Origin of the sequence: Caldalkalibacillus uzonensis (genome assembly GCF_030814135.1) — a bacterium.
GTDB classification, from domain to species: Bacteria; Bacillota; Bacilli; order Caldalkalibacillales; family Caldalkalibacillaceae; genus Caldalkalibacillus; species Caldalkalibacillus uzonensis.
The window spans coordinates 288,786-300,896 of record NZ_JAUSUQ010000002.1 but is presented as its reverse complement, the minus strand read 5'-3'; the positions used below and the strand labels follow the sequence as shown (position 1 = coordinate 300,896).

Below are 12,111 nucleotides of genomic sequence, written 5' to 3'. Positions count from 1 at the left end.
GGAATTGACATGCGTTTAGCAACGATTACAGTGAAAAAGACCGGCCATACCTGTGCTGCCATTGCCACTCGTAAAGGGCTGTATACGCTGGAAAAAGTGAATGAAAAATGGAATAAAAATTGGGCCACCCAAATGTTTGATATTATTCAAGAACAGCAGCTGGAAGAGATGAATCAATGGTATCGCCAGGAAGGAAAAGAGCTGATTGAAAGCGACAGTGAACATCTCCTCTCTCCGGATGAGGTGAAGTATGAGCCTTTGTACCGTCATCCGCACAAAATCTGGGGGATTGGGCTTAACTATGTGGAGCATGCTGCCGACTTAAGTGAAAAAGCCCCCGATACAGAACCGGCCAGCTTTATGAAGCCTGATACAACCATTATCGGTCCTTATGATACGATCAAAATTCCTCACCAATCAGAGCGTACAACAGCTGAAGCCGAGTTGGGCATTATCATTGGCAAGCCTTGCAAGGATGTCTCTGAGGAAGAAGCCCCCAATGTGATTGCGGGTTTTACCACGATCATTGATATGACAGCTGAAGATATTTTGCAGAGAAATCCTAGATATTTGACACGTTCCAAAAGCTTTGATACCTTCTTCAGTTTCGGACCTCACCTGGTCACGCCTGATGAGGTGGAGGATGTTCACAAGCTCTCGGTTGCCACTGTGATTAATGGCCAAGTTCACCGGCAAAATGTGGTCTCCAACATGACCTTTGGTCCTTGGTACCTTGTTTCCTTCCATTCCAAAGTGATGAGTTTGCTTCCGGGAGATATTATTTCCACAGGTACTCCGGGTGCGGTGCCCATTAGTGATGGTGATGTGGTGGAATGTCATATCGAAGGCTTTGAAAAATTGGTTAATCCGGTTCATGATTTAAAAAAGAGGGTAGATCGATGAAGCATTTCATATGAGCGAGGGTAGACCTTGTCAACCAATGGCTTAAATGAAGTTAAATGGGAAGCGCTTTCTACTGCTTCCTTTTTTATTTTTTGATCGGTTACCTTTTTTGTTGATTTTCAAAATTTTACATTGATCGCATGTCGAAAAATGTGTAAACTTACTAATGTACAAAGTGGACATTACACCAGAGAGGGGAAAAAGAAGCATGGACTTTATCTTATTATTATTAGGTAAGGTTGAAGACTTTCTGTGGGGCATCCCCATGATGGTCATGTTGCTGGGGACAGGCCTCTATCTCACTTTGCGCAGCGGTTTCTTTCAAGTCCGCAAATTTCCAGTTATCTGGCAAGAAACCGTTGGCTCTGTATTCAAAAGAAAGAAACCGCTTACAAAAGATGGTGTACTCTCACCTTTTGAGTCGTTGAGCACGGCGTTGGCCAGTACTGTTGGAACGGGTAATATGGCCGGGGTAGCGACCGCCATTGCCTTAGGTGGTCCAGGTGCTGTGTTTTGGATGTGGGTGGTCGCTTTCTTGGGCATGATGACCAAAATGGCCGAAGTGACGTTAGCCGTCCGGTACCGTCAGAAAACGGAGCAGGGTGCCTATTACGGTGGTCCAATGTACTATATTGAGCGAGGGCTCGGTCAGAATTGGAAACCGTTAGCTGTATTATTCGCCGTCTGTGCTTTGTTTGGGGCGATCGGCATTGCACCGCTCATTCAGCCCCATACCATTGCTGATGCCATGCATCAAACTTATGGCATTCCGACTATTGTTACTGGGGTGGTAGTTGCCTTTTTTGCCGGTCTGGTGATTATCGGCGGAATTAAACGTATCGGGGCTGTGGCCGCCAAACTGGTTCCCCTGATGGCCACGATTTATATCATTGCTTCCTTAATTATTATTTTTATGAACATTACTGCAGTGCCGCAAGCCTTTGCCATGATTTTTACCTATGCTTTCCAACCGGCACCGGTCATGGGTGGTTTTGCCGGTTCAGCCGTTGCAGCTGCTATTCAGTACGGTATGGCCCGCGGCATGTTCTCCAATGAAGCGGGGCAAGGGAGTGCCCCCATGGCACATGCGGTGGCTCAAACCGACCATCCCACGCGCCAGGGATTGTGGGGGGCGTTTGAAACGTTCTTTGATACCATCGTGATTTGTTCCATGACCGCATTGGTGATTCTGACTACTGGTGTCTTTGAAACAGGAGAGAACGGTATCGCTCTGACCAACATGGCCTTTGCGGAAAGCTTCGGCATGTTTGGTTCAGTTCTGATCTCTATTTCCATTTTGTTGTTTGCCTACACCTCCATTATTGGCTGGGCCTTTTATTGGGAAACGGCTGTCACCTATTTGTTTGGTGAGAAAGGCGTACAGATTTCCCGCTGGGTATATGTGATTCCCATTATCTTTGCTGTCGGACTGGAGCTGAACGTGGTCTGGACTTTAGGCTCTATTGCCCTGGCCGTCATGGCCATCCCCAACCTGCTGGCCTTGCTCCTGCTAAGAAAAGAGTTTTTCCGTCTGGTCAAGGAGTTTTTTGACGGCGACTATCTTCGTCAGGATGCATCATCCAAAGAGGAAGTCAAAGCCTGAAAATCATTTTGTCTGGTACAACCGGACAGTCAGTCACAAGGTGGCACGGCCCAAGAGCCGTGCTGTCTTTTTTTTTTGGACAAAAATAAACTTTATACAAGTAGCTACATGTCTATGCACTGCATAGATTAGTATTAACCTTACTCTAAAAACCTGCGTAATCATTTTTCGCTGATACCTGAATATAGTGATAATAAACCTTTTTAGGGGCAGGGACACTTATGACTACAGGGAGGGGAGGTCCTTTATGGATATTTTAAAACGGATTGCGGCTCAGCGCGAGAGAGAGGAAAAGCTGCGTTGGGAAGGGACATTTGCGGAGTATTTGGAAATTGTCAAAAAACGGCCTCATGTAGCCTGTACAGCCCATGCCAGGGTATATAACATGATCAAACATGCCGGAATGGAAGAAAAAGAAGATGGTACGAAAGAGTATCTTTTCTTCAGCCGTGAAATATATGGATTGGAAAAAGCGATTCAGCGTTTGGTGGAAGAGTATTTTCATTCAGCTGCCAAGCGCTTGGATGTCAGGAAGCGGATTTTGCTGCTGATGGGACCTGTCAGCGGGGGGAAATCTACCATTGTGACGCTGTTGAAAAAAGGGCTGGAACAGTTTTCACGTACTGATGAAGGGGCCTTATACGGAATCAAGGGGTGTCCTATGCATGAAGAACCCCTGCACCTGATTCCTCCTGAGCTAAGGCCTGAATTTGAACAGGAATATGGTGTTAAAATCGAAGGCGAGTTGTGTCCAGCTTGTCAGTTGAGACTGGAAGAAGAGTATCACGGCCGAGTGGAAGACGTCATCGTCGAACGCGTATTCTTATCGGAATCCAAGCGGGTAGGAATTGGTACCTTCAGCCCTTCAGATCCCAAATCCCAGGATATAGCCGACTTGACCGGAAGCATCGACTTCTCCACCATTACGGAATATGGATCGGAATCAGATCCCAGGGCTTATCGCTTTGACGGCGAGCTGAACAAAGCCAACCGGGGGCTGATGGAGTTTCAGGAGATGTTAAAATGTGACGAAAAATTCCTGTGGAATTTGCTGTCACTGACTCAGGAAGGGAATTTCAAAGCCGGCCGTTTTGCCCTCATTAGCGCAGACGAACTGATTGTGGCCCACACCAACGAAGCGGAGTACCGGGCCTTTATCAGCAACAAGAAAAATGAAGCCTTACAATCCCGCATGATCGTTATGCCTATTCCCTATAACCTGTCTGTAACACAAGAAGAACGAATTTACGAAAAACTGATTAAGCAAAGTGACGTCGTAGACAAACACATCGCCCCTCACACCTTGCGTGCCGCCGCCATCTTCTCCATTTTGACCCGCTTGAAAGAATCAAAGAAGCACGGTGTTGATCTGTTGAAAAAACTCAAATTGTACGACGGGAAGGCAGTGGACGGCTTTAAAGAAGCCGATCTGGAAGAACTGCGCAATGAACATCCGGATGAGGGCATGAGCGGCATTGATCCTCGCTATGTGATCAACCGGATCTCCAGCGCCTTGATCAGCACCGATAAAGGTTATATCAACGCTCTGGATGTGTTGCGTTCTTTGAAAGAAGGGTTGGATACCCATCCGTCGATCACTAAGGAACAGCGTGAAAAATATCTTAATTTCATTTCTGTAGCCCGTAAAGAATACGATGAATTGGCCAAAAAAGAAGTGCAAAAAGCATTTGTTTATTCGTATGAAGAGTCGGCCAAAACCTTGCTTGATAACTATCTGGACAACGTCGAGGCTTACTGTAACTGGCAAAAAATCCGTGACCCTATTACCGGTGAAGAACTGGATCCCGATGAAAAGTTGATGCGTTCCATCGAAGAGCAAATCGGCATCTCTGAAAATGCCAAGAAAGCGTTCCGCGAAGAGATTCTGATCCGCATTTCCGCTTATGCCAGAAAAGGGAAAAAATTTGATTACAATTCCCACGAACGCCTGCGCGAGGCCATTCAGAAAAAGTTGTTTGCTGATTTGAAGGATGTTGTTAAAATTACCACCTCATCCAAAACCCCGGATGAAAATCAGTTGAAAAAAATCAATGAAGTGATTAAGCGTCTGGTGGAAGAACACGGCTATACCACCGCTTCGGCCAACGATCTGCTGCGCTATGTGGGCAGCTTGCTCAACCGTTAAACGCCACGACAAGTGTGGTGTAAAGTCATCGGCGTTTTTGATCACACCGGAAAGGAGGGATGATGATGAGCCGCTCCCGTCAGTTTATTGTCTCACAAGATGACTGGTCTTTGCACCGCAAGGGTTATGAGGACCAGCACCGCCATCAGGAGAAAGTGAAGGAAGCGATCAAAAAAAATCTGGCCGATTTGGTCACTGAAGAAAGCATCATTATGTCCAACGGCCGGGAAGTGGTCAAAATCCCGATCCGCTCACTGGATGAGTACCGGTTTCGGTATAACCATAATAAACAAAAACATGTAGGCCAGGGGGATGGGAAAAGCCAGGTTGGTGATGTGATTGCCCGCGACGGAAATCCGGACCAGGCGGGGCAGGGTCAAGGCAGTGGAGCTGGCGATGTGCCCGGTGTTGATTATTATGAGGCTGAAGTCGATGTGGACCAATTGGAACAAATTCTTTTTGAGGAGTTGGAACTTCCTCATCTGAAGCCTAAAGAACAGGATCAAATTACGGTGGAAGATATCCGCTTCAATGATATTCGTAAAAAAGGACTGATGGGCAACATCGACAAAAAACGCACCATCTTGGCCGCCATCCGGCGCAACGCCTTGCAAGGAAAGAAAAACCTGTTTAAAATCTCTGTTGATGATTTGCGCTTCAAAACATGGGAAGAGATTATCCAGCCTCATTCCAATGCAGTGATCATTGCCATGATGGATACGAGCGGGTCAATGGGCCTGTTTGAAAAGTTTTGTGCACGCAGCTTCTTTTTCTGGATGGTACGTTTCTTGCGCCGCAAGTATGAAAAAGTGGAGATGGTGTATATCGCTCATCATACTGAGGCTAAAGAGGTGACGGAAGAAGAGTTTTTCACCAAAGGAGAGAGTGGTGGAACCATTTGTTCGTCCGCCTACAGTAAAGCCCTGGACGTGATTGAAAAACGCTTTGATCCCCAGAGGTTCAATATTTATCCCATCCACTTTTCAGATGGGGACAATTTAACCTCAGATAATGAACGTTGTCTGAAACTGGTGCACAAACTGATGGAGCGTTCCAATATGTTCGGGTATGGGGAGGTCAACCAATACCAGCGGCGCTCCACGCTCATGTCGGCTTATCAGAATATCCGTGATCCACGCTTTCGCTACGCCATTATTCGGGATAAAAGCGATGTGTACAGCGCCCTGAAAACCATATTTGCCAAACGTGAAGAAGAGGTGGTCTGAATGACCCCGGAAGAAAAGAGAGAGCTTGAAAGAGCCATAGCGGAGATTACTGAGATTGCCGAAGGATTCGGCTTGGACTTTTACCCTATGCGTTATGAAATTTGTCCCGCTGATATTATCTATACCTTTGGTGCTTATGGCATGCCCACCCGTTATTCTCACTGGAGCTTTGGCAAAGCCTTTCATAAAATGAAGATGCAGTATGATCTTGGGTTAAGCAAAATTTATGAACTGGTCATCAACTCCAATCCCTGCTACGCTTTTTTATTAGAAGGCAACAGTCTGATCCAAAATAAATTAATTGTGGCCCATGTGCTGGCTCATTGTGACTTTTTTAAAAATAATATCCGCTTTTCCAATACCTCCCGGGACATGGTCGAAAGCATGGCGGCCAGTGCGGAACGGATCAGAGCCTATGAGATTGAGTATGGAAAAGATGAAGTGGAGAAATTTTTGGATGCCGTACTGGCCATTCAGGAACATATTGACCCGTCTCTGTTGCGTCCGCGTCTCCGTTTGAACCAGAACAAAGAGGAAAAGGAACAGAAATCAGTGCCCAAAAAGCAAGGGCCTTATGATGATTTGTGGGCGTTGGATGAACTGAACAAAAAACCGGAACCTAAACCCCGTTTTACAAGATACAAACGCTTTCCGGAGGAACCTGAAAAAGATTTGATTTTATTTCTGGAGGAACACAGTCCTGAGCTGGAAGACTGGCAGCGTGATATCATGACCATGCTCAGAGAGGAAATGCTCTATTTTTGGCCCCAGCTTGAAACCAAAATCATGAATGAAGGCTGGGCTTCCTACTGGCATGTGCGCATTTTGCGTGAACTTGATTTGTCCGAAGAAGAAGCGATCGAATTCGCAAAACTGAATGCATCGGTGCTGGCCCCTTCCCGTACCAGTATCAATCCCTATTACCTGGGGTACAAAATGTTTGAAGATATTGAAAAACGCTGGGACAATCCGACCAAGGAAGAGCAGGAGCGGTACGGACGGAAACCGGGGCAGGGGCGCAACAAACTATTTGAAGTGCGGGAACTGGACTCGGATATTTCCTTTTTGCGCAACTATTTGACCAAAGAACTGGTGGAAGAACTGGACCTGTATGTGTTTCAGAAGAAGGGGAATGAGTACACCATCACAGATAAAGATTGGGAGCATGTACGAGACCAGCTAGTAAGCATGCGGGTCAACGGGGGCTTTCCCTATATCATGGTGGAAGATGCCGATTATGGCCGCAAAGGGGAATTGTTTCTCAAACATTACTACGAAGGCATCGAACTGGATCTGAAGTATCTGGACAAAACACTGCCCTATGTGTATCAATTGTGGGGCAGGCCTGTCCATTTACAAACCGTGGTCGACAAAAAACACGCCATATTCAGTTATGATGGCGAACGAACACACCGGCGTTTTCTCTAACAGGGATTTCATTAACAAGGTGTGGAAAATCGAGAAAAACAAAACCGGTTATTCTTGCTTAGGACGCCTGCTGTATCAGGCTCTTTTTTAACATCTATATCAATTTTTTTTGATTTAAGGGGTTGTTAAAAGTTAAGCCGTGGATTAAAATAAGATTAAATCAAGAAAATTTGATTAAAGGAGGGAGGGGAATGAGCAAGTCAGTTTTAATTGAGCCCCCCTTAGAACAAACATTAGCTTATGAAAAAAAATTTAAAGCATTGGCTGACCGCAAACGGTTGGAAATATTGTATCAACTGTGTAAGAAAGGTAAAATTTGCGTTTGTGATATGTGTGAACTGTTTGACATGCCCCAGTCCAAACTCTCATACCATCTAAAAATTTTGCTTGATGCCGGCTTGATTGACAAAGAAACCAAAGGAACATGGAGCTATTACGGCATCAATACGGAGGCCATCAAGCATCTCTTGTCTGAGGAATTATGTTGTCTGTTCCGCCCCTGTTGTTAACCGGGATAAGTATCAAGAGGTCTTTCTTTTCACTTTTTTAAATCAAATTTTTTTGATATAAGGAGGATACCCATTGAACGTTCATATTGGTTTAAATGTGACTGATTTAGCAAAATCGATTCACTTTTATCAGCAGCTGTTTGGGGAGCAGCCGGTTAAAGTGAAACAAGATTATGCCAAGTTTCTTCCGCAACATCTTAAATTGAATTTTACGCTGAACCTGAGAGACCGCGTTGAGGGCAACCAAGTGGGCCATTTCGGCCTGCAGGTCAGCAGCCAAGAAGAGCTGCAAGCTGAATTGGAGAGGATTTGCTCCTTGGGGTTAGAGGTAAGGGAAGAGTATGACACCACATGTTGTTACGCCCGGCAGGATAAGTTTTGGGTGACTGATCCGGACGGAAATGAATGGGAATTTTTCTATACTAAAACGGATATGAATGACCACCAGATCACCCAGAATTCAGCTTGTTGCCCAACTAATGCGGAGAAGTCTCAAACATCTTGTTGCTAATAGTTTGAAAAAATTTCCTATGATAGGAAGGACATCCGTTTAAAAATCACGAATACTATCATGAGCGTGATGGCAAATATAGGCAGGCCATCCTCATGATAGTTTTTTTATTCTCTGTGTTACGGGTGCGAAACTTTTTTTGACTTATTACGTCTAATGGGGTACGAGAAAGCGAGGTGCATCGTCATTGAGGGATGAAATGTTGGTCGAACTGGCTTTGCAAGGGGATGATGATGCCTTGCGCCAATTGCATGACCGGTATATTGGTCAGGTTTTTCAATATGCTTACACGCAAACAGGTGATTATCACCGGGCTGAAGAAGTGGCCCAAGACGTGATGTATAAGATGGCCGTCAATTTGGCCAGCTTTCAGGGGAAATCCAGTTTTAAAACCTGGCTGTTTGCCATCGGCCGGCGGGTGGTGATTGACTACCACCGTAAATATAAAAAAGACAATGAAAAGATCTGGCTCAACGAGGAACAAGTGCTGCAGGTTCCCGAACAGCGTTCGGTGGAAGGCGAAGTGCTGCGCCACTCGTTGCGGGAACAGATTTTGCGCGGACTTCAACAATTGTCCGTTGATGACAGGACTGTCATCTACTTGCGCTTTGTGGAAGGGTTTTCGATCGATGAGACCGCAAAGATTATGTCAAGAACCACATTGGCCATAAAATCGTTGCAAAACCGGGCCAAGAAGAAACTGGCCGCGCTGATCAGAAGTGAGGTGAACGAAGAAGATGAACAACCTTAGACATAACGGAAAGCGAAAAAGACATTTAGAGGAAAGGACGCTTGAAAAGCTGATGCGTGAACTTAAAGTGGAGCCAACGGAGGAATTTAAGGAAAGAAGTTTTCAGTTTGCGTTAGCCGGCATTGAACAAGCCCGGAAAAAGGCCAAAAGAAAACGTGTGGTTCGCTGGGTACGTGACGCCTTAGCTTATGCCGCTGTGACCGCTGCGGCTGTTTTCCTGGTGTTTCAATTCCTTATCCAATCTGATGATCAGGGTCAATTTCCCCATCAAGCTGATCAGGGGCCGGGCACCACGGAGCCGATGGCTCAACCTGAAGAGTATCAGGCGGAGAATCCTGCTGATGGACAGCCTAACTTCCAAGAACCTTCTGAGGAGTCATCCGTTGCTACTGACCGTCCTCCAACGCAGGAAATCATTATGGAAATTGAAGGGATGGAAGAACTCCAGACATTCCACCTTGTTCAGTATAATCGCATTCCTTTCACCACGTATATACCAGAAGACTGGCAAGCCGAGTATCTGGAGGAGAACGACTTATACGGTGTGCGTTTAGCTCCAGCAGGAAATGACTACGGCATGATGAAAGTCATGTTTTTCCCACCCCACACAACTCGGGAACAAGCAGAGGAGTATATTGTACAGCACGTGATCCAAGGTCGTCAGTTTGAAACATTGCCCCGTGATGAGGAGGAGAGACAATATTTGCCGGAGTGGGCAGTTCATTCTTACTTGTTTTATCCTCAGGACCAAACAGGTGAGGTTCACCTTGGCAGATATCAGGATCAGTTGTTTTATGTGCATAGTGAATTTATAGATGAGGCTGGGGACGGCTGGGGACCCAGAACGGATGTCATCTTGGCTGAGTGGTTCTGGAATACGGGCGAGCCCTTGCAAAGCAAATAAAAGCTGCTAAAAGGAGGCAACAGCCATGTGTGGATTTGTAGGACTGATGCGCGATCATCATGGGGCAGATAGCAGTGAGGCGGACTTGCACAGCATGGTGGATGTGATCAGGCACCGCGGGCCCGATGATGTAGGATATTATACAGATGAGACCGTCATGCTGGGTTTCAGACGGCTCAGCATTATCGATATTGAACAGGGACACCAGCCCTTGAGCGATGCCGACGGGCGGTACTGGATTGTGTTTAACGGAGAAATTTACAACTATATTGAATTAAGGGAGCGTTTACGGGACAGGGGCCACCACTTTCAGACTTCATCCGATACAGAAGTGATTCTGGCTTTGTTTAAAGAAAAGCAAGAAAAGGCGGTTCATGACCTGAGGGGCATGTTTGCCTTTGTCATCTATGACAGACAGACTCAAACCCTGTTTGGAGCCAGAGATCCCTTTGGCATCAAGCCGTTTTATTACTTGGAAACTGAGAATGTCTTTTATGTTGCTTCGGAAGCGAAAAGTTTGTTGGCATCCGTACAAGAAGCGGCATTAAATCAGGAGGCCTTGCAAGACTATCTGACCTATCAGTATGTGCCAGAACCAATGAGCATGGTGCCCAACATAAGGAAGTTGCAACCTGGTCATTTCTTTTGGAAAAAAACAGGACAACCGCTGGTGATGCACGAGTACTGGAAGCCGATTTTTTCTCCGGTTAAAAAATCTCAAGATCAGCTGGCCCATGATATAAGAAAGGTGTTGCAGGACTCTGTCGCGGTGCATATGCGCAGTGATGTACCAGTTGGCGCCTTTTTATCCGGGGGGATTGATTCAACCTGTATTACCGCTTTGGCCAAGGAGATTAATCCTCACTTAAAAACCTTTACCGTCGGCTTTGAACAGCCAGGATTCAGTGAAGTGGATGTTGCCGCCCAAACGGCAGAAGCCCTGGGGGTTGAACATCACACTTATGTGATCAGCCCGGAGGAATTTGTGCAGGAATTGCCCAGGATTATCTGGCACATGGATGATCCTGTCGCTGATCCGGCTGCCATTCCCCTTTATTTTGTTGCCCGGGAAGCCAGCAAACAGGTTAAAGTGGTTTTGTCCGGGGAGGGGGCTGATGAACTGTTCGGGGGTTATGGGATCTACCGTGAACCTCTTTCCCTGAGGTATATATCCGCTCTCCCGGCTGCTATGAGGCGGATCCTTAAACACATTGCTTTGTCCTTGCCTGACCAGATCAAAGGAAAAAATTATATTCTCAGAGGCTGTACACCACAGGAAGAGCGTTATATCGGCAATGCCAAACTCTTTGAGGAAACGGAAAAAAGGGAGTTGCTGAAACGTTACTGTGCAGAGTATGTGTATTCCCGCTTGACCAACCCCCTGTATCAGCAGGTCGCTGGTTACGATCCTGTGACTCAAATGCAGTATATTGATTTACACACCTGGTTAAGGGGGGACATTCTGGCCAAGGCGGACAGGATGTCCATGGCCCATTCCTTAGAATTAAGGGTTCCCTTTCTAGACAGGCAAGTGTTTATGGTTGCTGCCAAGTTGCACGCTGAGTTGAAAGTGACCAGACAAACGACAAAACATCTGCTGCGGGAAGCGATGAAGGGGATTGTACCTGAACATATTTTGCACCGTCCCAAATTGGGCTTCCCGGTTCCTCTCAGACACTGGCTCAAGGATGAGTTGTTTGATTGGGCATGGTCGCTCATCAGGGAGAGTGAAACAGATCATCTCCTTAACAAAGAATATGTCTTAAAGCAACTTGAAACCCACCGGGAAGGCAGCTTTGACCAATCTGTCCGGCAGCGCTGGGTCAGTCACAAAGGAAAAGGAGATCTCAGCCGATATTTGTGGGCCGTGCTGGTGTTTATGATCTGGCATCAGATTTTTATTGAAAAGAAATTTTCATTTACTGCTGACCATGACACAATTGATTCAATGGTTCATGTTGGATGAGCTGCTATTCCTATCTTTGATCATCACATAGTGATTGAACTGGCTTTAGTATGAGCGGAAACGGCATGCTTCATACCCTTTGAGCAATCCCTTTTCCAAAATTCGGTGCACTAATCAAACCAATTAGGGTCATACTATGGACAAAACCTAACTGGCACAGAGAG

Annotated in this window: 10 protein-coding genes; all 10 read left to right on the top strand. The window is 46.1% G+C overall.

The annotated features are described in order from the left end of the window. Positions 1-9 precede the first annotated feature (9 nt). The 10 genes from J2S00_RS04295 (at position 10) to asnB (ending at position 11,947) form a co-directional block, all read left to right on the top strand. Positions 10-903, top strand: a complete 894-nt coding sequence (locus J2S00_RS04295; protein WP_307335879.1) for a fumarylacetoacetate hydrolase family protein — start codon at positions 10-12, stop codon at positions 901-903. Positions 904-1,111: 208 nt separating this feature from the next. Continuing rightward, positions 1,112-2,506, top strand: coding sequence for an alanine/glycine:cation symporter family protein (locus tag J2S00_RS04290; protein ID WP_307335876.1), 1,395 nt, complete (start codon positions 1,112-1,114; stop codon positions 2,504-2,506). A gap of 247 nt (positions 2,507-2,753) precedes the next feature. Beyond that, the gene (locus J2S00_RS04285; protein ID WP_307335874.1) at positions 2,754-4,652 is read left to right on the top strand and encodes a PrkA family serine protein kinase; all 1,899 of its coding nucleotides are present in this window, start codon (positions 2,754-2,756) and stop codon (positions 4,650-4,652) included. Between the two features lie 65 nt (positions 4,653-4,717). After that, positions 4,718-5,878 carry a sporulation protein YhbH gene (yhbH, locus tag J2S00_RS04280; protein WP_307335871.1) on the top strand — a complete coding sequence of 387 codons (1,161 nt, stop codon included), beginning with the start codon at positions 4,718-4,720 and terminating at the stop codon, positions 5,876-5,878. Beyond that, on the top strand, positions 5,879-7,306 hold the full coding sequence (locus J2S00_RS04275) for a SpoVR family protein (RefSeq protein ID WP_307335868.1): 1,428 nt from the start codon (positions 5,879-5,881) through the stop codon (positions 7,304-7,306). It begins immediately after the preceding gene. A 191-nt stretch (positions 7,307-7,497) separates the two neighbouring features. Further along, positions 7,498-7,815 carry an ArsR/SmtB family transcription factor gene (locus J2S00_RS04270; RefSeq protein WP_307335865.1) on the top strand — a complete coding sequence of 106 codons (318 nt, stop codon included), beginning with the start codon at positions 7,498-7,500 and terminating at the stop codon, positions 7,813-7,815. Between the two features lie 73 nt (positions 7,816-7,888). Next, entirely contained in the window at positions 7,889-8,326 is a 438-nt protein-coding gene (locus tag J2S00_RS04265) for an ArsI/CadI family heavy metal resistance metalloenzyme (RefSeq protein ID WP_307335862.1), read from the top strand. 187 nt (positions 8,327-8,513) lie between these two features. After that, positions 8,514-9,077, top strand: coding sequence for an RNA polymerase sigma factor (locus tag J2S00_RS04260; protein ID WP_307335859.1), 564 nt, complete (start codon positions 8,514-8,516; stop codon positions 9,075-9,077). After that, complete coding sequence (locus J2S00_RS04255; protein WP_307335856.1) at positions 9,064-9,981, top strand: hypothetical protein; 918 nt, start codon at positions 9,064-9,066, stop codon at positions 9,979-9,981. Before J2S00_RS04260 ends, J2S00_RS04255 begins: the two co-directional genes overlap by 14 nt. 25 nt (positions 9,982-10,006) lie before the next feature. Beyond that, positions 10,007-11,947 (top strand): asparagine synthase (glutamine-hydrolyzing), encoded by a 1,941-nt coding sequence (gene asnB, locus J2S00_RS04250; RefSeq protein WP_307335853.1) that lies wholly within the window; start codon positions 10,007-10,009, stop codon positions 11,945-11,947. Positions 11,948-12,111 lie beyond the last annotated feature (164 nt).

What these genes read in the sequence shown, in the direction of transcription:
- asnB (WP_307335853.1), top strand. Translation starts at nt 10,007, where the DNA reads ATGTGTGGATTTGTAGGACTGATGCGCGATCATCATGGGGCAGATAGC.
- J2S00_RS04285 (WP_307335874.1), top strand. Translation starts at nt 2,754, where the DNA reads ATGGATATTTTAAAACGGATTGCGGCTCAGCGCGAGAGAGAGGAAAAG.
- J2S00_RS04290 (WP_307335876.1), top strand. Translation starts at nt 1,112, where the DNA reads ATGGACTTTATCTTATTATTATTAGGTAAGGTTGAAGACTTTCTGTGG.
- J2S00_RS04270 (WP_307335865.1), top strand. Translation starts at nt 7,498, where the DNA reads ATGAGCAAGTCAGTTTTAATTGAGCCCCCCTTAGAACAAACATTAGCT.
- J2S00_RS04255 (WP_307335856.1), top strand. Translation starts at nt 9,064, where the DNA reads ATGAACAACCTTAGACATAACGGAAAGCGAAAAAGACATTTAGAGGAA.
- J2S00_RS04275 (WP_307335868.1), top strand. Translation starts at nt 5,879, where the DNA reads ATGACCCCGGAAGAAAAGAGAGAGCTTGAAAGAGCCATAGCGGAGATT.
- J2S00_RS04295 (WP_307335879.1), top strand. Translation starts at nt 10, where the DNA reads ATGCGTTTAGCAACGATTACAGTGAAAAAGACCGGCCATACCTGTGCT.
- yhbH (WP_307335871.1), top strand. Translation starts at nt 4,718, where the DNA reads ATGAGCCGCTCCCGTCAGTTTATTGTCTCACAAGATGACTGGTCTTTG.